The 20,415-nt window shown below is 27.2% G+C and carries 23 protein-coding genes and 2 pseudogenes; all 25 read right to left on the reverse strand.

Annotated elements, in window-relative coordinates:
• Nucleotides 1-153: 153 nt before the first annotated feature.
• The 25 genes and pseudogenes from leuS to metG all read right to left on the reverse strand — a co-directional run bounded on the left by leuS (nucleotide 154) and on the right by metG (nucleotide 20,412).
• A complete protein-coding gene (gene leuS / locus HMPREF9127_RS05580; protein ID WP_009448582.1) occupies nucleotides 154-2,565 on the reverse strand; it encodes a leucine--tRNA ligase in 2,412 nt (803 codons plus the stop codon).
• Between the two features lie 216 nt (nucleotides 2,566-2,781).
• Entirely contained in the window at nucleotides 2,782-3,129 is a 348-nt protein-coding gene (locus HMPREF9127_RS09355; protein ID WP_009448853.1) for an MATE family efflux transporter, read from the reverse strand.
• A gap of 38 nt (nucleotides 3,130-3,167) precedes the next feature.
• Complete coding sequence (locus HMPREF9127_RS05585; protein ID WP_009448775.1) at nucleotides 3,168-4,094, reverse strand: MATE family efflux transporter; 927 nt, start codon at nucleotides 4,092-4,094, stop codon at nucleotides 3,168-3,170.
• Between the two features lie 110 nt (nucleotides 4,095-4,204).
• Complete coding sequence (locus HMPREF9127_RS05590) at nucleotides 4,205-5,089, reverse strand: Hsp33 family molecular chaperone HslO (RefSeq protein WP_009448847.1); 885 nt, start codon at nucleotides 5,087-5,089, stop codon at nucleotides 4,205-4,207.
• 68 nt (nucleotides 5,090-5,157) lie between these two features.
• Nucleotides 5,158-5,724 carry a GrpB family protein gene (locus HMPREF9127_RS05595; RefSeq protein WP_009448935.1) on the reverse strand — a complete coding sequence of 189 codons (567 nt, stop codon included), beginning with the start codon at nucleotides 5,722-5,724 and terminating at the stop codon, nucleotides 5,158-5,160.
• A gap of 126 nt (nucleotides 5,725-5,850) precedes the next feature.
• A complete protein-coding gene (locus HMPREF9127_RS05600) occupies nucleotides 5,851-6,051 on the reverse strand; it encodes a cold-shock protein (RefSeq protein WP_009448979.1) in 201 nt (66 codons plus the stop codon).
• 92 nt (nucleotides 6,052-6,143) lie between these two features.
• The gene (locus HMPREF9127_RS05605; protein ID WP_009448715.1) at nucleotides 6,144-6,755 is read right to left on the reverse strand and encodes a thymidine kinase; all 612 of its coding nucleotides are present in this window, start codon (nucleotides 6,753-6,755) and stop codon (nucleotides 6,144-6,146) included.
• Nucleotides 6,756-6,757: 2 nt separating this feature from the next.
• Complete coding sequence (locus tag HMPREF9127_RS09360; RefSeq protein ID WP_255261761.1) at nucleotides 6,758-7,354, reverse strand: peptidylprolyl isomerase; 597 nt, start codon at nucleotides 7,352-7,354, stop codon at nucleotides 6,758-6,760.
• Between the two features lie 66 nt (nucleotides 7,355-7,420).
• A pseudogene (locus tag HMPREF9127_RS09365) lies at nucleotides 7,421-7,876 on the reverse strand (GNAT family N-acetyltransferase); the annotation flags it as partial.
• The gene (locus HMPREF9127_RS05615; RefSeq protein ID WP_009448563.1) at nucleotides 7,858-8,790 is read right to left on the reverse strand and encodes an RluA family pseudouridine synthase; all 933 of its coding nucleotides are present in this window, start codon (nucleotides 8,788-8,790) and stop codon (nucleotides 7,858-7,860) included. The pseudogene HMPREF9127_RS09365 and the gene HMPREF9127_RS05615, both read right to left, overlap by 19 nt.
• A gap of 3 nt (nucleotides 8,791-8,793) precedes the next feature.
• Nucleotides 8,794-9,462, reverse strand: coding sequence for a uracil-DNA glycosylase (locus tag HMPREF9127_RS05620; RefSeq protein WP_009448949.1), 669 nt, complete (start codon nucleotides 9,460-9,462; stop codon nucleotides 8,794-8,796).
• Between the two features lies 1 nt (nucleotide 9,463).
• Nucleotides 9,464-9,916, reverse strand: a complete 453-nt coding sequence (lspA, locus tag HMPREF9127_RS05625; RefSeq protein ID WP_009449030.1) for a signal peptidase II — start codon at nucleotides 9,914-9,916, stop codon at nucleotides 9,464-9,466.
• Nucleotides 9,913-10,692 carry a YlmH/Sll1252 family protein gene (locus HMPREF9127_RS05630; RefSeq protein ID WP_009449045.1) on the reverse strand — a complete coding sequence of 260 codons (780 nt, stop codon included), beginning with the start codon at nucleotides 10,690-10,692 and terminating at the stop codon, nucleotides 9,913-9,915. The genes lspA and HMPREF9127_RS05630 overlap by 4 nt, the downstream gene beginning before the upstream one ends.
• A gap of 4 nt (nucleotides 10,693-10,696) precedes the next feature.
• On the reverse strand, nucleotides 10,697-11,167 hold the full coding sequence (locus tag HMPREF9127_RS05635; RefSeq protein WP_009448687.1) for a cell division protein SepF: 471 nt from the start codon (nucleotides 11,165-11,167) through the stop codon (nucleotides 10,697-10,699).
• 144 nt (nucleotides 11,168-11,311) lie between these two features.
• Nucleotides 11,312-12,010: a YggS family pyridoxal phosphate-dependent enzyme gene (locus HMPREF9127_RS05640; RefSeq protein WP_009448722.1), complete on the reverse strand. Its 699-nt coding sequence runs from the start codon at nucleotides 12,008-12,010 to the stop codon at nucleotides 11,312-11,314.
• Nucleotides 12,010-13,020, reverse strand: coding sequence for a biotin/lipoyl attachment domain-containing protein (locus HMPREF9127_RS05645; protein ID WP_009448757.1), 1,011 nt, complete (start codon nucleotides 13,018-13,020; stop codon nucleotides 12,010-12,012). Before HMPREF9127_RS05645 ends, HMPREF9127_RS05640 begins: the two co-directional genes overlap by 1 nt.
• A 154-nt stretch (nucleotides 13,021-13,174) precedes the next feature.
• Entirely contained in the window at nucleotides 13,175-14,146 is a 972-nt protein-coding gene (locus HMPREF9127_RS05650; RefSeq protein WP_009448939.1) for an adenylosuccinate synthetase, read from the reverse strand.
• Nucleotides 14,147-14,183: 37 nt separating this feature from the next.
• A complete protein-coding gene (locus HMPREF9127_RS09370) occupies nucleotides 14,184-14,459 on the reverse strand; it encodes an adenylosuccinate synthetase (RefSeq protein WP_009449014.1) in 276 nt (91 codons plus the stop codon).
• A 14-nt stretch (nucleotides 14,460-14,473) separates the two neighbouring features.
• Nucleotides 14,474-15,085: a phosphatase PAP2 family protein gene (locus tag HMPREF9127_RS05655; protein ID WP_009449101.1), complete on the reverse strand. Its 612-nt coding sequence runs from the start codon at nucleotides 15,083-15,085 to the stop codon at nucleotides 14,474-14,476.
• Nucleotides 15,085-15,714, reverse strand: coding sequence for a phosphatase PAP2 family protein (locus HMPREF9127_RS05660; RefSeq protein WP_009448608.1), 630 nt, complete (start codon nucleotides 15,712-15,714; stop codon nucleotides 15,085-15,087). The genes HMPREF9127_RS05655 and HMPREF9127_RS05660 overlap by 1 nt, the downstream gene beginning before the upstream one ends.
• A gap of 202 nt (nucleotides 15,715-15,916) precedes the next feature.
• A complete protein-coding gene (locus HMPREF9127_RS05665) occupies nucleotides 15,917-16,147 on the reverse strand; it encodes a glutaredoxin family protein (protein ID WP_009448586.1) in 231 nt (76 codons plus the stop codon).
• A 150-nt stretch (nucleotides 16,148-16,297) separates the two neighbouring features.
• The gene (gene rsmA, locus HMPREF9127_RS05670; RefSeq protein ID WP_009448517.1) at nucleotides 16,298-17,140 is read right to left on the reverse strand and encodes a 16S rRNA (adenine(1518)-N(6)/adenine(1519)-N(6))-dimethyltransferase RsmA; all 843 of its coding nucleotides are present in this window, start codon (nucleotides 17,138-17,140) and stop codon (nucleotides 16,298-16,300) included.
• A gap of 1 nt (nucleotide 17,141) precedes the next feature.
• Nucleotides 17,142-17,693 carry a ribonuclease M5 gene (gene rnmV, locus HMPREF9127_RS05675; protein ID WP_009448671.1) on the reverse strand — a complete coding sequence of 184 codons (552 nt, stop codon included), beginning with the start codon at nucleotides 17,691-17,693 and terminating at the stop codon, nucleotides 17,142-17,144.
• A gap of 1 nt (nucleotide 17,694) precedes the next feature.
• Nucleotides 17,695-18,465: a TatD family hydrolase gene (locus HMPREF9127_RS05680; protein WP_009448782.1), complete on the reverse strand. Its 771-nt coding sequence runs from the start codon at nucleotides 18,463-18,465 to the stop codon at nucleotides 17,695-17,697.
• A pseudogene (gene metG / locus HMPREF9127_RS05690) lies at nucleotides 18,465-20,412 on the reverse strand (methionine--tRNA ligase). The gene HMPREF9127_RS05680 and the pseudogene metG overlap by 1 nt, the downstream one beginning before the upstream one ends.
• Between the last annotated feature and the right edge of the window lie 3 nt (nucleotides 20,413-20,415).

Genomic DNA, 20,415 nt, shown 5'->3' on the forward strand with positions numbered 1-20,415 from the left:
GAATTAAAGAATTTTCAACATTGTATTGTTTATATTACCATAAAATCAAAAAATATACGAAAAAAGTAAGCCTATTAAACTTACTTTTTTGTAGTTTGAAAACAAATTTATTAATTAATATAAATTAAAATCATATCCATTATTTATAAATTTTTATTTAACAACTATATTACAAATTTTTCCCGGAACAAAAATTTCTTTTACAACAGTTTTTCCTTCTATAAATTTTTTAACATTTTCGTTATCATAAAGTGCTTCTTTAAAATCTTCAAATTTTGCATCTTTTGGAATCATTAATGTTGTTCTTACTTTTCCATTTATTTGAATAGGCATTTCAACTTCAGAATCAATTGTTTTAGCTTCATCATATTTTGGCCAAGTTTGTTCAAAGATATATCCACCAAAATTCATTTCTTCCCATATTTCTTCAGTAATATGTGGAGAAACTGGATTTAATAAAATCAAGAATATTCTTAAATCTTCTCTTGAAATTTCTTTTGCTGAATAAAATTCATTAATTAAAGTCATAAGAGCTGCTATTGCAGTATTAAATTTAAGACTTTCAAAATCTTCTGATACTTTTTTAATTGTCTTATGGATTGATTTTTCCAAAGATTTTGTCATTTCTTCGGATGAATTTGTAATTTCTTGTAATTTCCAAACTCTATCTAAGAATTTTCTACAACCGTTAATTCCACCGTCAGACCAAGACGCACTTCTTTCAAAATCTCCTAAGAACATTTCGTAACATCTTAATGCATCTGCTCCGTATTTATCAATCATTTCATCAGGATTTACAACATTTCCTCTTGATTTAGACATTTTTTCCCCATTTTCTCCAAGAATCATTCCATGTGATGTTCTCTTAAAATATGGTTCTTTTGTATTAACAACACCTATATCATAAAGGAATTTATGCCAAAATCTTGAATACAATAAGTGCAATGTTGTATGTTCCATACCACCATTATACCAGTCAACTTGATTGAAATATTTTAAGGCATCTTTTCCAACAAGATTTTCTTTATTATTAGGATCCATATATCTTAAATAATACCATGAAGAACCAGCCCATTGTGGCATTGTATCAGTTTCTCTCTTTGCCTTTCCTCCACATTTAGGACAAGTACAATTTACAAATTCATCAATCTTGGAAAGTGGAGATTCTCCTGTTTCTGTAGGTTCAAATGATTCAAGTTCAGGAAGTCTTAAAGGTAATTCTTCTTCCGGAATTGCAACCCAACCACATTTTTCACAATTTACTAAAGGAATCGGTTCTCCCCAATATCTTTGTCTTGAGAAAACCCAATCACGAAGTTTAAAGTTTGTCTTTTTATTTCCGATACCAAGTTTTGATAGATATTCAAAAATCTTTTCTTTTGCTTCTTTAACTGAAAGTCCGTTTAGAAAATCTGAATTAACCAAAATTCCGCTATTAGTATCTGTATATGCTTTTTCTTGCACATTTTCCCCGCCACTAACAACTTCAACAATGTCTAAACCAAATTTTTTAGCAAAATCAAAATCTCTCGTATCATGTGCAGGTACTGCCATAATTGCTCCGCTTCCATAAGTCATTAGAACATAGTCAGAAATAAATACAGGAATTTCTTTTTTAGTACAAGGATTAATTGCAGTTATTCCGTCAATTTTAACCCCTGTTTTGTCTTTATTCATTTCAGTTCTTTCAAATTCTGATTTCTTTTGAACTTCTAAAATGTATTTTTCAATTTCTTCTTTATTCTTTATTCTATCTTCGTATTTTTTAAGTAATGGATGTTCACAGGAAATAACCATATAGGTAGCCCCGAAAATTGTATCGGGTCTTGTAGTATATACCAAAATAGTATCATCAATATCTTTAATTTGGAATTTAACTTCCATACCATAACTTCTGCCAATCCAATTGATTTGTTGTGTTTTAACTCTGTCAATAAAGTCAACTTCTTCAAGGTCATCTATAAGTCTGTCTGCATATTCAGTTATTTTTAACATCCATTGATTTTTAACTTTATGAATAACTTCACTACCACATCTTTCACAACAGCCACCGACAACTTCTTCATTTGATAAACCTACTTTACAAGAAGTACAGAAGTTTATTGGCATTTCCATTTTATATGCAAGTCCTTTTTCGAACATCTTCATAAAAATCCATTGTGTCCATTTATAGTACTCAGGATCTGTTGTATTTATTTCTCTATCCCAATCGAAAGAAAATCCGATACTCTTTAATTGTTTTTTAAAATTTTCAATATTGTTTTTTGTTACTACTTCAGGATGAATTTTATTTTTCATCGCATAGTTTTCAGTTGGTAAACCAAAGGCATCCCAACCCATTGTAAACAATACATTTTGTCCTTCAAGTCTTCTTTTTCTACTTACAACATCCATTGCAGTATATGGTCTTGGATGACCTACATGAAGTCCTTGACCTGATGGATATGGAAATTCTATTAAAGGATAGAATTTTTCTTTATCATTAATTTCACATTTAAAAGGTTTCTTTTCATCCCAAATATCTTGCCATTTTTTTTCGATATTTTTTGGATCATAATTTTTCATAACATTCCTCCATTCGTAATAAAGTAATAAAAAAACTTCCGCCTCATAAAGAGACGAAAGTATAAATTCCGTGGTACCACTCTAATTAGTATTAAACTCACTCTAAGATTATAACGTAATCAACGGCATTTGCATTTTATGAACAAGTTCAATACTTCAAAATATTATTTTCCACCAAACAATAACTCTCTAAAAATTTGAATATATTTACTACTTTCAATCAAAAATTTTATAAAATATAACAAAAGTATAATACCATATTTTTATTTTTTTCAATACATTATAATTTAAAATCAAAGTTTTCTCTAATAAATTTCTTAAAAAAATATAATTTAATATTCCTTTTAAAAAGGTACAAAAAGAAATAACAGCCCAAATATAAGTTATATCCAATTTTAGATAAAAAACCAAATAAGCTAAAGGAATTCTTAATGCATTTGAAAAAGTGCTTATTATAGTTGGTGTTTTTGTATTCTTAAGCCCGTTAAACATTCCTGAAATTCCAATTTCAAGTGCTAAAAATATCTCCGAAAAGGCTAAAACTTTTAAATAACTAACACCCATTCTAATTGTATCTAAATCATCTCTTATAAATAATTTGATTATATAATCTGATGAAAAAACAGAAAGAATGAACAGAAAACTCCAATTCCTAAAATTATCCTAAGTCCTTTTTTATAACCGGAAGCTATATTTTCATAATTTTTTGCTCCATAATTTTGTGCTATCAAAGCACAAAGTGCAATGGAAAAGCCTTCAACAGTCATCCAGTTTATAGCTTCAATTTGTACTGCAACATTCTCAGCAGCAACTGCATTTTCACCCCAATTAGCTATTATTCTAAGTAAAATAGTTGAGATAAAAGCAAATATACAGGATTTAAAAGCTGTTGGAACACCTAGTCTTAAAACTTCCTTAAAGGTTGGATTGTTAAAATTTTTAACTAAATTTATTCCTTTAAGGATTCTTCCGTCTAAAATTGAAAATATCATAAAAATACTTGTAACAATAATTTGAGATAGAGTAGTAGCAATTGCAGCTCCACTAACCCCAAACTCAGGTAATCCAAAGAATCCATAAATCAAAATCGGATCTAGAATTATATTTACAATAAGACCGATTGAATTTGCTATAAAAGGAACTTTACTATTTCCTGACCCATTAAATACTCCAGAAAATAGCGGATTTAAAAAAGTAAAAGGCAGTCCTAATAGAACAATCTTTAAATAGCTATTTGCAAGTGAAATTACTACTTCGCTTTTTATATTGAAAAATTTAATTATATCAAGTCTAAAAATATATAATAATATTCCAAATGTTATAGACATAAATAAATTTATGGCAACGGAAGTGTCGATATATTTTCTAAATTGTTTATCATCTCTAGAACCTACACTATACGCAACCCCTATTTCTATTCCTGTCTTTGAAACTAAAACCAAAGAATTTGCAAACCACATAATAAATGCGACTATTCCAACTCCTGCAATTGCTTCAGTTCCAAGTTTTCCAACCCAAAATGTATCCATTAGAGTGTAAGACATTTGAATAAAGGAAGTTGTCATTATTGGAATAGACAACATTACTAAATTTCTATAAATCCTATTATCTAATAAATTAATTTTTTCATAAGTAATTCCTACAATTTTTTTAATAAATTTTTAATATGTTCAACACTTTTCTTGTACTTTTTATCACAAAAATTACAAGAAATTTCTATATCTTTTCCATCTTCTACTATATCATTAAGCTCTTTTTTACCTAAACCCAATAACATATTATCTATTTTTTCATCACTACAATTACATTTATAATGAATAATCTTCTCTTCAATAATTCTTATATTAAAGATTTTCAAAATAGAACAAATATAATCATAAAAACTCATATCATCAGTTTTTGAAGCAAGATAATTTTCAAGTTCTGTTTTAAACATATCTGAATAGATTTTAAATTGTGATAAATCTTTTTCAGTATAATTTGGCAAAAGCTCCATCATAAATCCAAAAGAAATATAACTATCTTCAAGCTTTTTTACTTGTAAATCAATAGAAGTTACAGTTTGATTTGATGCACTAAAATAATTAGTAAAATTTTCACTAATATCTGAAGAAATTATACTTGTTTGTCCAATATAAGGAGCTTTAAGTCCTAAGTCCTTTATCAAAACAAGTATTCCCTTATCTCCTATAAAGTCCTTTGAAGATTTTCCTTTTTCATAAATTTTATCATATTTACTTAAATTTTTATTTTCCAAATATCCTGTTATAAAAGAATTATTATACAATTTTGAAATTATAAGACCACATTCTCCATTTGTCTTTAACTTCAAATCAATTGTATCTGTATCATTTTTTAAATCAGAATAAAGCAACGCATTCATCGTTAAAACTTTTCCCATCTCAATATTTGCACTTACAGAACTCTTTTGTAATTTTTCAAAATCATTTACTATATCATCTGTAAAGGCAAAGAAAAATCTCATTGAATTATGCTCATCAATACATCTTAATATTTTTGCCATAAAAACTCCTTAATATTAATTATATATAAAAATTATATACTAAAATTTTAAAGAAATCAATTGATAAATTAATATCTTTTTCCATATTTTTTCTTCGCAATTTCAGTATATTTTTTAATAAATTCTCCTTTTGATTCTGTATAAGCATCTCGATTATGTTCAAATTTTTTCCACAGAGATAATTTTAATCTTTCATACTCTTTTGCAATTTCAGAATTTTCAAATAAATAGTCTCTAAAATACAATTCATCATTATCTCCCGCTAATCTTATATGCAAATGAAATACTTTTTTAGCAAATCCTTTTTCAGTATAGCCTTTATTCATAGAAATTCTCTTTTCATCTTCACTCATACAAAGCCAATTATTTTTTAATAATATCTCTTTTACAAACTTAAAATCTTCATTATCATTAATCTCTAAAAGAATATCCACAATATTTTTTGCCCATATTGTAGGAATATATGTACTTCCTATATGCGAAATTCTGTAAATTTTTTCATTTTGAATTAAAGATAAAATATTTGCTTTTTCATCTTCATACCAAGTTTTCCATTCATCATTATGTTCAACTAGAAATATTGGAAAAATTTCCCATAATTCCTCTAAACTCATTTCATTTAATTTTTTACTCATAAAATTTCCTTTTGTTTGAATTTAAAAAATCTCCTAAAAAAAGGAGATTTTACTTCTTGATTAATATTAATATCATAACATACAAAAGTATGTAGAAATTGAATTTTCATTTAAGAAAAAACAATCTTATAATTTAACAACACCAGAAGCTTGAGGACCTTTAGCGCCATCAACTATTTCAAATTCAACAGCTTGTCCTTCATCTAAAGTTCTAAATTCACCAGTTTCTTCTAATGCTGAATAATGTACAAATACATCTTCTCCATTTTCAGTAGAAATAAATCCAAATCCTTTAGCTGCATTGAACCACTTTACAGTTCCTTTCATATCCTTTAATCCTCCAATACTATATAGGAAATATGTAGTAATAATACTACCTTCATACTATAACACAATTAATAGAATAAAGCAAGTAATTTTTATTCATCTTCAAGCATACTTAATTGATTTTCCATTTGCTTTCTGATTTTTTCTTTTTCATAATAACATTTTCTGCAAAGAGGCTCATAACTTTCTGAAGCTCCAAGTTTTATTCTTTCATCATCATGTGTCTTTCTATAACTAACCCAAGCATCAACTCCGCAATTCGCACAAACTGCATGATGTTTATATAGATAATCCGCTCTTGGCATTAATTCTTTTACCAACTCAAAAGGCTCTGCTTTAAAGTCCATATCAAGACCTGCAAGAACAACTGTAAATTCATTTTCTAAAAATAAATTTAAAGTTTCAACTATCTTATTTATATCACCCTTTATGAATTGTACTTCATCAATACCTATAATACTTGCAGTACTGGTTTTCATATATTCAATAATTTCGTCAATATCTTCAACAGGGATTGCCCTCATCTTAGTATTATCATGAGTAACTATTTCTTTATCTGCATATCTGTTATCAAACTTCGGTTTAAATACCACAGTTTCATATTTTGCAATTTCAAATCTATTTAAGTCTTTCCATAAACTTGAAGTCTTTCCCGAGAACATACTACCTGTATGTAAAATTAATTTACCTTTATATTGATGCATAATTAACCCTCAAAAACTTTTTCTTCAATTGATAAAATTACAATATCTTCTACCGGCTTGTCGTTTGAACAATAAGTATTTGCGATTTCATCAACTACTTCCATTCCCTTAAATACTTGACCAAAAACAGTATGTTTAAAGTCTAACCAGAATGCTCCTCCAAGTTTCTCATAAGTTTCTACAACTTCATCAGGATACACTTTTTTATCTGAATTTTTTAAATAATTTACATAATCATCAGAAATTTTACTGTTTTGAACTATAAAAAATTGACTTCCATTAGTATTAGGACCGGCATTTGCCATTGACAAAGCTCCTCTAAAGTTTCTAAACTCACCATCAAATTCATCTTCAAAAGATTCTCCCCAGATACTTTCTCCACCCATTCCTGTACCTGTTGGATCTCCACCTTGAATCATAAAATCTCTTATAACTCTATGGAAAATAACTCCATTATAATATCCTCTTTTAGCCAATGTTATAAAATTTTCACAAGTCCTAGGAGCAACTTCATTAAATAATCTAAAAGAAATTTCTCCTACATTTGTCTTCATTATATAAACTTTTTCTCCAATTTTAGGCATTTCCAATTGTTTCATAATCTTACTCTCCTTTAAATAATTTTTTCTTAAAATTGCTCTATATATTAATGTTATATATCGTCCCTTTAAAAATTGTTCATCTTCAAATTCACCCTCAACTTTAAGTCCACATTTTTCCATTACTTTTCCTGAAGCAAGGTTTTCTTTTATATGCATTGCACAAACTCTATTAACTTTTAAGGTATTAAAAGCATAGTCAAGCATAAAATTTAAAGTCTCCGTCATATAACCTTTGTTCCAAAAATTCTTATTTAAAACATATCCGAATGATAAAGAATTATTTTTTATATCCGCTTTAAATTCAAAAGAACCTATACATTTATTAGAAATTTTTTCAACTATTGCAAAACAATATTTATTTTTCATAAAACAATCAGTAATTACTTTTTCAGTTTCCAAAATATTTTTGTGTTTATCCCAAGTAACGAATTTACAAGTTTCATCATCACTTCCAAACTCAAAAACATCATCTATATCATCTAAACTGAATTTTCTAAAAATTAATCTTTCACTTTGCATAATAACTCCTTATTAAATTCCAATCCTGTTTTATTTAAAATACTGAAAAAATACTCATCAGGCAAAACCATAAAACTTAACTTTTTCTTTGTAATAGGATGTAAAAATTCAAGATAGTAGGAATGTAACATCTGTCCATTAGCCTTTATCTTTTCATTCTTATTTCCATAAGTTTCATCTCCTATGATAGGATGATTTAGACTGTTGAAATGAACTCTTATCTGATGAGTTCGTCCGGTATGCAGTGTAACATCAACTAATGAAAATTTTAAATTTGAAGTTAAGATATTATATTCTGTAAGTGCCTCTTTTCCAGATTTACTTTTTACACTCATCTTTTTTCTGTCTTTTTCATCTCTTCCAATAGGCTTATCTATAAATCCATTCTCTTTAGAAAAACTTCCATTACAGATTGCTAAATATTTTTTATTAATTTCTCTATTGGCAAACATTTCAACCAATTTTAAATGGGTTTCGTCGTCCTTTGCACAAATTATAAGACCTGTTGTATCTTTATCAAGTCTGTGAACAATTCCGGGTCTTTCGGAATTAATCATTGATAATTTACAATGATTTAAAAGAGCATTAACCAAAGTATGTTCTTCATTTCCCACAGCCGGATGAACAACCATATTTCTAGGTTTATTTATAATTATGATATAATCATCTTCATATACAATATCTAAATCTATATCTTCAGCAACTAATGTAATTTCTTTCTTCTCAGGAATAGAAACTGTAATTTCATCTCCTATTTCTAAAATTACATTCGGCTTTATATTTTTATTATTTACAAAAACTAATTTATCTTTTATCAATTTTTGAATTGAAGTCCTTGATAAATTAGAAATTTTTTCGGATAAAAAAACATCACATCTAATTTTTTTATCACTAATATATTTTAATTCTGTCAAAAATTACACTCTCCAATCTATCGGTTTAACTCCCTTGCTAATCAAAAATTCATTAGCCTTAGAAAATGGCTTACTTCCAAAAAATCCTCGATGAGCAGAAAAAGGAGAAGGATGTGTACTTGTAATTATAAAATTATTTTCATCTTTTTTTATCAAATTACTCTTTGAAATAGCAAAGCTACCCCAAAGAATAAAAACTTTAGGATAATCAAAATTTGAAATTATTTCAATTACTCTGTCTGTGAAAATTTGCCAACCTATATCTTTATGTGAATTTGGCTTTGCCTTCTCAACAGTTAGTGTAGCATTTAATAAAAATACACCTTGTTCAACCCAAGCAGTTAAATCCCCATGATTTGGAGGAGTTATCCCTAAATCTGAATTTAATTCAAGATATATATTTCGAAGTGAAGGAGGTATTTTCTCTCCTCTATTTACTGAAAAACTCATTCCATTAGCCTGATTTACACCATGATATGGATCTTGTCCTATGATAATAACCTTGATGTCTTTTGGAGATATTTTATCAAAAATAGTAAAAACACATTTATTGGGTGGAAATATAGTTTTATTTTTATATTCCTCATTTAAAAAGTTTTTCATCTTAACAAAATAGTCTTTTTTAAATTCATCCTTTAAATATTCATTCCAAGCTCCATAATTAGACATCATCTTAATTCTCCTTTTTAGTAAATGATAAAACTATAAGTAAGAAACAGGCTACACAAATATAAATATCTGCAAAATTAAAAACCGGAAAATCATATAGCCCACCAAATCTTGTATGAATAAAATCCACAACAAAAGAATATCTAATTCTATCTATACAATTTCCCAATGCTCCACAAGCAATTAAAGCAAATAGGATTTGTTCAACTTTAGACATTTTTTCTTTATTTTTACTTATATAAAATAAAATTCCAAAAAATGCAACCAAAGAAATAAAAACAAAGAAATATTTATATCCTTTAAAACTACCAAAAGCTACTCCTGTATTTTCTACATAAGTAAATTCTAGCCAATTTTTAATTAAAACTACAGAATCAGCACCTTTTAAATTGGCTACTGTAATATATTTTGTAAGTTGGTCTAAAATTAATCCAACAATTATAATTACGTATATCATATAGAATACCTCTTAATATTGACAACAAATTTATTCTTTTTAGTTAAGCCTCCAAAATTATCGACTTTGAATTTTCCTTCTTTTCTTATTGAAATAATATCATTTTCGTTTATCTTCTTGTCAAAGTCTTTATATTCCTCATAATTCAAATTTACATTTCCGGCTTTAATGTATTTTTGAGCAATCTCTCTTGAAGTTCTAGCAAGTTCTTTAACAAAGCAGTCCAATCTCAAACCGGAAACTATTATTTTTTCATCCTCATATTTTTTAAAATTAGATGGAATAAAATTATTATTCAAAATTTCCAATTTTAAATCTTGCCCTGCAAATTTTAATCCATTAGAAAATAAAAATGTTCCTATCGGCTTCAAACAATAAATATACCAATATCCGTCAACTTTTATTATTTCTCCGACTTTTTCACGATTTATTCCCAAATGGAGAATACTTCCCAAAATATTTCTATGTTCTATTCCTGAAATATCTTTAAATTTCAAAGTTTCTAAATAATCATTTAAGGAATAGTTTTCTCTATAAAAAATTAAAATTTTTCTCTCATAATCTTCTTCACTAAAGATAATATCAAAATTCAAATCTATATTTTTTAAAATTCTCTCTACATATTTAAACTCCAATGGTGTAAAAAAATTAGAAACAAATACATCTTTATAGTTTTTTTCCATAGAAACAAGACCATCTAAAAATTTATTGATGGTCTTTTTTATTTCTAAATTATTAATATTATCTAATATCTTTATTTTATCAAATGATTTCATTTAATTATATTTGATAAAATCCGTTGTTTTCAATTTGATCTTTAACTTTTCCGTCGATATCAATTCCCTTAGGAGCTAAGATAAAAATATCTTTTGTAACTTTTTGGATTTTTCCTGATAGAGAATAAATTCCTCCGCTTACAAAATCAAAAATTTGTCTTTTCTTATCAACTTCCAACATTTCTAAATTTAAAACAACAACTTTTCCTTTTAAAACATCGTCTAAAACTTGTGTTCCATCATCGAAAGTAATTGGTTCTCTAATAGAAATCAAAAATCTGCTAATATTTGGCATTGTAACTATATTGGATTTTTCCTTTTCAAAAGCTAATTTACTACTAGCACTTCTAGCATAACTTTCTCCTACTGATTTAGCTTGTTTTTCTACAACTTCCTCTTCTTCATAATCTTCATATTCGTCATCTAAGTCATCACTTCCAACAAATTTTTTAATTTTGTCCATAAAACCTGCCATAATATTCCTCCTCATTTTTTTATATTTTTTATAACAAATGAAAATTTAAAATTTTCTAATTGTAAGCTTTCTTATTTTTTATTTCGAAGCAACAAGGTTCCCGGGTACCCACCCGATGCGAAGCATCGTGGAAGGGTGGGAGTCTTATTTGGAAACCACTCCATAATCTCTTTTTCCGAAAATTGAAGTTCCAATCCTAATAAGAGTTGCTCCTTCTTCTATGGCAACAGTATAATCATTACTCATTCCCATTGATAATATTTTCATATCTATATTTTTAAAATTAAGTTTTGAAATCTCATCAAATAATGATTTCATCTTTTTAAAATAAACTCTGGTCTCTTCAGCATTCTCACAACATGGGGCAACTGTCATAAGTCCATTTACAAAAACATTATCTCTTTTTGAAACTTCTTTTATAAAATCGAGTACATCTTCTTCAAAAATTCCTGATTTACTTTCCTCTTTTCCAATATTAACTTCAACTAAACAATTTACAACAATTCCTTTATTTTTAGCTTCCGCTTCCAATTTGTCTAAAAGAGAAATTCTATCTAAAGAATGTATTAATTCAACTTTATCAATAATAGATTTAACCTTATTGGTTTGAAGATGTCCAATCATATGAAATTTAATTTTTCCTTCAAAATATTCATATTTTTTTAAAATTTCTTGAACTTTATTTTCTCCAAAAGTATTAAAGCCTAAGTCTATAGCTTCTTCAATTTTTTTAATATCAACTGTCTTTGAAACAGGTAATAAAAATATTTCATTTTCATCTCTATTTGAATTTTTACAAGCTAGAGATATTTTTTCTCGTATATTATTTATATTTGCTTTCATTACTTTAAAATTGCACCTTCTTTAAATTTACTTGCATCTTTCAATATATTAGAAAAAATTCCAACTGAACCATTTTTCGAATCAATATAAACTTTTGAATTTACCTTATCAATATAGTTAACTTTAACCTTTACTCTTGTTATATTATTAAAAGAATCTACAGTCAAAACATAGTACTCATCACCTTGAGATATAAGAGCAGTTATTGGAAGCTCATAAGAACTATAAACAGTCTTTATTACATTTAAGTCAATAAATCTCTTATCTGAAATTTCATTAAAAGCTGATGAAAATTCAGCAACTATTAAATCATATTCTTCACCTGTCTTTAGCCTTTTAATTATTCCTGTAGCAACCGAATCTCCTATATTGACCTTTATTTTCTTTTCCACATCTATATCTTCCAAAGTCCCTTTTTTAACTCTAATACATAAATAATATTTCAAATTATCTACAATTTTTATTCCATCAATACTTGAAATACTATTAGAACTATCAAAGTTAAAATCTTTTTCATCTATAGATTCTATAACAGAAAAATCATATACATTCTCCAGGCCGTCGATTTTATTTAATACAACTCCGGAATTTTTAGAAACAATTTTTCCTGTATTGATAGTATCATTTATTAATGAATATCTGAAAAGTTTATCTGAGCTATATTTTTTCCCAAAAGCAATTTTACTCTGTTCACTTGAAAGTATTTCAAAGGTCTTTGCAAAATCTTTATCTCTAACAAATTTTAAAATATTTTCTAAATCAATTTTTTCCACTTTAGAATCTTTATTATCCGCTTGGTTTTTTAATGACTGAACTTTTTCGGATAAATAATCTTTAAAATTTTGATCAATTTGTGAAACATCAACTTCGCCTATTTCTTTGTTAACACCAATTTTTGAACTATCAACTTCTATATTGCTTTTCCCAATGTAATATAGGTACTCATCCTTTATAACTAATGCTTTAGATAAAATGTTTAAATCATAAGTCTTAGGATTTTCTAAAACCATTATATCATTATTTAGATTTTTACTAAAAAAATATTTTTTATTAAAAACAAACTTACAAATATAATTATAATGACAAAACCAAAATGTTCCTTAGCATTAGGTAAAATTCCTTTGCGTTTCTTCATATAATACCCATTAGTTCTAATTTATAATATTATAGATTACTATTCTTATAAATTATATCCTCTCTCTTTGGACCGTTAGAAATCATTTTAACAGGAACTTCCAATTCTTTTTCGATAAATTCTATATATTCTCTACATTCAATCGGTAGTTCTTCATAATTTTTAATTCCTCTAATGTCTCTATTCCAACCTTTTAAAACTTTCCAAACCGGATTTGCCTTTTCAAGCTTATCAGTTGTTGGAAAATCTCTAGTAATTTCACCGTCAATTTCATATCCAACACAGATAGGAATTTCTTCCAAATATCCTAAAGCGTCAATAACAGTCAACACTGCTTCCGTACTTCCTTGAACTCTACATCCATATCTTGAAGCTACTGCATCAAAAAATCCTACACGTCTTGGTCTTCCTGTTGTAGCACCATATTCACCCTTATCTCCGCCACGTTTTCGTAGTTCTTCCGCTTCTTCTCCAAAAATTTCACTAACAAAAGCACCTGCTCCTACAGCACTTGAATATGCTTTAACAACAGTAACAATATCTGTAATTGCATAAGGTGGAATTCCCGCACCAATTGCTCCATATCCTGCTAAAGTAGATGAAGAAGTAACCATTGGATATATTCCATGATCTGTATCTTTTAATGAACCAAGTTGTCCTTCAAGTAAAATCTTCTTTCCTGATTTTATAGCATCATTTAAGAATTTTGATACATCACATACATAAGGCTTGATTGCATCTCTCCAAACAAGCATAAGTTCATATAACTCTTTTGCATCAATTTTTTCTTTATGATATAAATTTTCTAAAATTACATTCTTGTATTCCACTACCCTTTGAACCTTTTCAAATAAATTATCTCCAAATAATTCATTAACTTGAAAACCGATTTTTGCATATTTATCTGAATAACAAGGTGCAATTCCTGATTTTGTAGAACCGAATGAATTTTTTCCAAGTCTTTCTTCTTCATAAGAATCAAAATCAATATGATAAGGCATTACAAGTTGTGCTCTGTCTGAAACTAAAATATTAAGATCAGGAACATATTTTTTCCTTCAAATACTCAATTTCTTTAAGTAAATAAGGTATATTAAGTGCTACACCATTACCTATTACTGATGTCGTATGTTTGTAAAAAACTCCTGAAGGCAATAAATGTAAGGCAAATCTTCCATATTCATTTATGATAGTATGTCCCGCATTGGAACCACCTTGAAATCTAACAATAATATCAGCATTTTCAGCTAACATATCTGTTATTTTTCCCTTTCCTTCATCTCCCCAGTTTGCTCCTACTACTGCTTTAACCATAGTTCCTCCTAATATTAAAATAAAAATTTATAATAAAATCCAATATTATATAAATATATTGTCCAGCTAAAAAACACAAGTCCTACTAAAGAACCAAGAACAACATCCGAAAACCAATGTACACCTACAATAATTCTACTTATTGCAATACTTAGACCAAATAAAATACCGACAGCCAACCAAAAAGGTAATGAACTGTGTCCTTTAAATAAAACATACATAATTGAAGGATAAAAACTCAATCCTATGCAAGAATGTCCACTTGGGAAACTATATCCCCAGTATTTTATATCAGAATTTGAAACCGGACGTTCTCTTCTAAATAAAAATTTAAAAGAGTTTAAAAATATCATATTAAAGAGTGACGAATTTAAAATCGCACTGGCTAGTACATAATTTTTTTCAGAAACAGAATAGAAAAAAATCGGAAAAATAATAATAAGTGAAGTTACAACATCACCCATTGATGTTATATGTTTCATTGAAGTTTTTAAAAATCTTAAATTATTATTTTGAAAAAATTCTTTTAATTTTAAATCTATTATAAAATTCTGTTTCTTTAATTTATTTCCAACTACTGATGTAAAAGCAAATACAACAATAGTAAAGATAATCAAATATAACATTAAACCCTCCAAAAATTAAGATATAGAAATTTTGCTAAATTATAACAAAAATATCCTAAAATAAGTCCTAGAATAACATCAGTTGGCCAATGAACCCCTAAAATCACTCTACTTATAGCAACCAAAAGTATAAGTATATAAACAATTATATCAAAAAACCTACTTTTAATTTTATCGGCTAATAAAAATCTAAAGGTTAAATAAAAAGCTGATATATTCATAGAATGTCCACTTGGATAACTAAAGCCCCCCATATTTATAACAAAAAATTCAACAGGCCTTTTTCTTGATACAATATATTTTATTAACTCATTTAAAGCATATACAACCAATAATGTAATAATTAGAAACAAAAACGCTTTTTTTAAATTATTATAATAAAAATATATTCCAAATGGAACAAACAAGATAATACAAGTTTTTCCATCTCCCAAAGATGTTATAAATTTAGTAAAATTCAGGAGAATAGCATTTTTAATAAAAATATTATTATTTTGAACTGAAGTCATTATTTTATAATCAATACTTTCAGTTAATTCAATACTCTTTAAATAAAAACCAAATAAAATACTACCTAATATAATTACAGAAAATAAAACAACAAATTGTCTTAATTTTATTTTTTCCATTTTTCCTCCTAAATCAGACTAATTATATCATAAATTGACTTATTAATCAAAAATTTTAACATTTTTAATAAAAAACTACTATAAAATTACAAAAATTTAACAGTAGTTTATTTTAAAATTAATCATTCAAAAAAATTTTTTAAATCTTATAAAAAAAGGTTCAGCTCATATTGAGCTGAACCAATAATTTTTTAATTTAATATTATAATCCTAATACTTTTGATAATTCAGCTTTGTCAAAGCCAACCATTTCTACATCATCAACACAAATTACAGGAACACCCATATGTCCTTTTGCCATTAATTCTTTTCTGGCTTCTAAATCTGTTGAAACATTTTTTTCAACATATTCTACATTATTTGCCTTTAAAAATTCCTTTGCTTGTTTACAATAAGTACAAGAATCACTTGAATATACCACTACTTTTGCCATTTTAATTTCCCCCTAATAGATTTTTTAATTTATAAAATATTTCCAATATTTTTACAGTAAATTTATACCCTTTGATTTTTTATTTAAACAAAGTATAAATTATTTTTATCTTATAAAAGTATAAATAATTCTAATTTTAGTTTTAATCAGCTATAAGTTTTCATACTCTCTTGCAATGTTTTTAAAATCTTCGAGTGATAATTTTTCTGCTCTTGTCCTAGTATCTATATTTAGATTTTCTAAAACCTTAATAATTTTCTCTTTTTCAATACCGGATTTACAAAAAGAATTTAAAATAGTCTTTCTTCTATTTTCAAATCCATTTTTAATAAGTTTGAACATTGTTTTTTCATACTCAAATCTTTCCTTTTTAAGTTTCATATTTACAACTGCACTATCTACATTAGGTGCGGGAACGAATACATTTCTTGAAACATTAAAAGCTATATTTGCATCAGCATAATATTTTACAAACATACTAATACTTGAATTATCTTTGCTATTTTCATCTGCAACAAGTCTTTGAGCGACTTCTTTTTGAACCATTATAGTTATGGATTCCAAATCTAAATCACTTTCTAAAAGTTTTGTTATTATTGGCGTAGTTACATAATATGGTAAGTTTGCAACCACAACTATTTTCTTTTGGATAAATTTTTCTTCAATAAGCTTTTTCAAATCTATTTTTAGAGCATCGGATTGAACGAATTCAAAATTATCATATTCACTAAGTGTATAATCTAAAACTTCTTTCAATCTTGTATCAATCTCTATTGAAACAACTTTTCCTGCTTTTTCAAGTAAAAATTTTGTAAGAACTCCAAAACCCGGACCTATTTCTATTACTCCATATTCTTTATCCACAGCAGAAACTTCAACAATCTTTTCCAAAATATTTCTATCCGTTAAAAAATTTTGTCCAAAATTTTTGGAAAAGGAAAAACCAAATTTATCACAGATTTCCTTTATTACTGATAATTTATATAAATCCATTTTAAACTTCCTTTCCCAAAATTTTTTCAACAGCTGTAATTAATTCACTTTCAGTTATTCCAAAACTATTTAGTCTATTAATAAATTGCTTTGAATTGCAATATCCAATTTTAAAATAATCACAAAGTTTTTCTCTAAGCTCTTTACTATTTCCCATACCACTAATGCCTAGAGAAGTTAAAAGGCTTAAATCTATTTCATCTTTTCTTTCAAAAACAGTTACTTTTGCATTTTCAATTGCTTCAATAATATCTTCAACCTTTGCATTTTCAACCCCGACATTGTCACCTTTAAGTGCAAGGTTTCGACTTAAAAATGCATTTTTACAGTTTGGTATTACTCTATTTATATTTTTTCTAATCTTTTCTCCTGCATAGTCGGGATCGGTAAAAACTATTATTCCACACTTTTCATTTGCCTCTTTTAATTTTTTAAGCAAATTTTTAGAAAAATGTGTTCCATTTGTTGCAATAACATCACAATCAAAGGCAGATTTTACTTTTGAAATATCATCTTTCCCCTCAACTACTATTATTTCTTTAATTTTTTTCATTTTAATCCTCTATTGAAAAAAGATTTCTAACATTGCTATTAGTATTATAGATTAAATCATTTAATTCCATTTCTTTAAGTTCAGCAACTTTTTCAGCAGTGAATCTTACAAATTTCGGCTCATTTCTCTTTCCACGATTTGGTTCAGGAGTTAAATATGGACTGTCAGTTTCCACAAGTAAATTATCAAGTGGAATAGTTTTTACCATATCTCTAACATTAACTGCATTTTTAAAAGTTACAGCCCCTGAAATTGAAATATAATAACCAAGCTCCATAAATCTTTTTGCCATCTCGCTTGAACCTGTATAGCAATGCATTACACCTATGACTTTGCCTTTAAATTCAGATAGAATGTCATAAGTATCTCCCATTGCATCCCTTGTATGAATTATAACAGGAAGATTTCTTTTCTCAGCAATTTCTAGCTGTTTTCTAAAGATTTCTTTTTGCTTTTCTCTTGGGGAATTGTCATAATAGTAATCGAGTCCAATCTCTCCAATAGCAACTATTTTATCATTAAAAGACATTTCATAAACTTTTTCCAAATCTTCATCAGTTACATCTTCAACTTCATGAGGATGAATTCCTACTGCTCCATATACTTTATCATATTTTTTTACAATTTCAATGATTTTTTCACTTGATGCAATATCGGAAGCAGGATCGACTATAAAGTCGATTCCATCCTCTTCAAAATTAGAAATTATAGCATCTCTATCAAAATCAAATTTTTCGTCATCAATATGACAATGACTATCTACTATTCTCATTATGATACCTTTGATCCTTCTTTAACATCATTTAAAACAGTTAATACACTTAAATTTTCATCGTCTGAAGCAGCAAGTATCATTCCATTGCTTTCAACTCCTCTTAAATTAACCGGTTTTAAATTTGTAACAACAATAACTTTTTCCCTATAAGGTCCTTTTCAGAATAGAATTTACTTATTCCTGATACAATAGTCCTAACCTCTCCGCCAATGTCAATTTTAGAAACTAAAAGTCTATCAGCCTTTGGATGAGGCTCGCATTCTAAAATTTTTCCTACTTTAAGTTCAACTTTTGCAAAGTCATCAATTGTTATAAGTTCATTTTCTTCAACAGTTTCTTTCACTTCATCAGCTCCTGAATTTTTCTTTTTCTAAATTCAATTAATTCAGAATTTTTTTGAATAATTACTTCTAGTTCTTTATCAATATCAAGTCTGTCAAATAAATTTTTACCTTTACAAACTTTTGTACCAACTTCAAGTAATCCAAATTTAGTTAAGTCTTCATAAGAATAATCGGAGTAACCTATTTGTTCATTTATTTTAGATGAAGTTTCTTTCATAAAAGGCTTAATTAATCCTGAAATAATTCTAATACTTTCAAGTAAATTATAAATTACAGTTTTAAGTCTTTCTTCTTTTTGTTCTTTAATCAAAGTCCAAGGAGTTGTTTCATCAATATATTTATTTGTTCTTCTTACTAATTTCCATATTTCTTCAAGAGCCATTGAAAAATTAAGTTTATCCATCAACTCTGCAACTCTATCTCTTGTAGTTATAGCAATTTCGATTAAATCATTATCAAGTTCTGTTAATTCTGTCTGAGAAGGAACAATACCACCAAAATATTTTTCACACATTGCTACAGATCTTGAAACTAAATTACCTAAATCATTTACAAGGTCTGAATTAATTCTATTTAACATTTTTGTATAAGTAAAATTACCGTCTTGTCCAAAAGTAAATTCTCTTAGCATAAAATATCTTAATGCATCCATTCCATATCTTTCTATAATTGGTTCAGCATAAACAATATTCCCTTTACTTTTACTCATCTTATCATCGTCAAATAAAATCCAACCATGTCCAAAAATTTTCTTTGGAAGAGGTAAATCTAATGCCATTAAAATTGCAGGCCAAATAATTGCATGGAAACGCATAATCTCCTTGCCAATTAAATGAACATCACAAGGCCAAAACTTATTGAATTTTTCTTCATCAGTTCCATATCCAATTCCTGTTAAATAACAACTTAAGGCATCTATCCAAACATATACAACATGCTTTTCATCAAAAGGAACTTTAACACCCCAATCAAAACTTGAACGTGTAACAGATAAATCAGTTAATCCTTCGTTAATGAAACTTATCATTTCATTTTTTCTTGATTCCGGTTGAATAAAATCAGGATTTTCTTCATATAATTTTAAAAGTCTATCTTGATATTTAGAAAGTCTAAAGAAATATGTTTCTTCTTCACTTGGAGAAACTTCTCTACCACAGTCGGGACATTTATTTCCTTCAACAAGTTGGCTTTCAGTCCAAAAGGCTTCACAAGGAACACAGTACATACCTTTATAACTTCCTTTGTAAATTTCTCCTTTTTCATAAAGTTTTGTAAAAATTTCACTCACATTTTTTTCGTGAATTTTATCTGTACTTCTAACAAAAGCATCAAAATCAATATCTAAAGTTTTCCAAAGTTCCTTTGCACTTTCAACTATCGGATCAATATACTCTAAAGGTTTTTTTCCTGCCTTAATAGCAGATTCTTGTAATTTTTGACCATGTTCATCAGTACCAGTTGTAAAAAATACATTAAAACCTTGAGCCTGCTTATATTTCTTTAAAACATCTGCAACAATTGTTGTATAAGTATGACCCAAATGTAAATTACTATTTGGATAATAGATAGGTGTTGTCAAATAAAAGTTTTTCTTTTCCAAAAT

Source organism: Parvimonas sp. oral taxon 393 str. F0440, assembly GCA_000223315.2.
Lineage (GTDB): Bacteria > Bacillota > Clostridia > Tissierellales > Peptoniphilaceae > Parvimonas.

Excerpts from the sequence above, each read along its gene's own strand:
- leuS (WP_009448582.1), bottom strand. The coding sequence starts at position 2,565 with ATGAAAAATTATGATCCAAAAAATATCGAAAAAAAATGGCAAGATATT.
- HMPREF9127_RS09355 (WP_009448853.1), bottom strand. The coding sequence starts at position 3,129 with ATGGGTGTTAGTTATTTAAAAGTTTTAGCCTTTTCGGAGATATTTTTA.
- HMPREF9127_RS05585 (WP_009448775.1), bottom strand. The coding sequence starts at position 4,094 with ATGGATACATTTTGGGTTGGAAAACTTGGAACTGAAGCAATTGCAGGA.
- HMPREF9127_RS05590 (WP_009448847.1), bottom strand. The coding sequence starts at position 5,089 with ATGGCAAAAATATTAAGATGTATTGATGAGCATAATTCAATGAGATTT.
- HMPREF9127_RS05595 (WP_009448935.1), bottom strand. The coding sequence starts at position 5,724 with ATGAGTAAAAAATTAAATGAAATGAGTTTAGAGGAATTATGGGAAATT.
- HMPREF9127_RS05600 (WP_009448979.1), bottom strand. The coding sequence starts at position 6,051 with ATGAAAGGAACTGTAAAGTGGTTCAATGCAGCTAAAGGATTTGGATTT.
- HMPREF9127_RS05605 (WP_009448715.1), bottom strand. The coding sequence starts at position 6,755 with ATGCATCAATATAAAGGTAAATTAATTTTACATACAGGTAGTATGTTC.
- HMPREF9127_RS09360 (WP_255261761.1), bottom strand. The coding sequence starts at position 7,354 with ATGAAACAATTGGAAATGCCTAAAATTGGAGAAAAAGTTTATATAATG.
- HMPREF9127_RS05620 (WP_009448949.1), bottom strand. The coding sequence starts at position 9,462 with ATGATGTCTAATTATGGAGCTTGGAATGAATATTTAAAGGATGAATTT.
- lspA (WP_009449030.1), bottom strand. The coding sequence starts at position 9,916 with ATGATATACGTAATTATAATTGTTGGATTAATTTTAGACCAACTTACA.
- HMPREF9127_RS05630 (WP_009449045.1), bottom strand. The coding sequence starts at position 10,692 with ATGAAATCATTTGATAAAATAAAGATATTAGATAATATTAATAATTTA.
- HMPREF9127_RS05635 (WP_009448687.1), bottom strand. The coding sequence starts at position 11,167 with ATGGCAGGTTTTATGGACAAAATTAAAAAATTTGTTGGAAGTGATGAC.
- HMPREF9127_RS05640 (WP_009448722.1), bottom strand. The coding sequence starts at position 12,010 with ATGAAAGCAAATATAAATAATATACGAGAAAAAATATCTCTAGCTTGT.
- HMPREF9127_RS05645 (WP_009448757.1), bottom strand. The coding sequence starts at position 13,020 with ATGGTTTTAGAAAATCCTAAGACTTATGATTTAAACATTTTATCTAAA.
- HMPREF9127_RS05650 (WP_009448939.1), bottom strand. The coding sequence starts at position 14,146 with ATGCCTTATCATATTGATTTTGATTCTTATGAAGAAGAAAGACTTGGA.
- HMPREF9127_RS09370 (WP_009449014.1), bottom strand. The coding sequence starts at position 14,459 with ATGGTTAAAGCAGTAGTAGGAGCAAACTGGGGAGATGAAGGAAAGGGA.
- HMPREF9127_RS05655 (WP_009449101.1), bottom strand. The coding sequence starts at position 15,085 with ATGTTATATTTGATTATCTTTACTATTGTTGTATTTGCTTTTACATCA.
- HMPREF9127_RS05660 (WP_009448608.1), bottom strand. The coding sequence starts at position 15,714 with ATGGAAAAAATAAAATTAAGACAATTTGTTGTTTTATTTTCTGTAATT.
- HMPREF9127_RS05665 (WP_009448586.1), bottom strand. The coding sequence starts at position 16,147 with ATGGCAAAAGTAGTGGTATATTCAAGTGATTCTTGTACTTATTGTAAA.
- rsmA (WP_009448517.1), bottom strand. The coding sequence starts at position 17,140 with ATGGATTTATATAAATTATCAGTAATAAAGGAAATCTGTGATAAATTT.
- rnmV (WP_009448671.1), bottom strand. The coding sequence starts at position 17,693 with ATGAAAAAAATTAAAGAAATAATAGTAGTTGAGGGGAAAGATGATATT.
- HMPREF9127_RS05680 (WP_009448782.1), bottom strand. The coding sequence starts at position 18,465 with ATGAGAATAGTAGATAGTCATTGTCATATTGATGACGAAAAATTTGAT.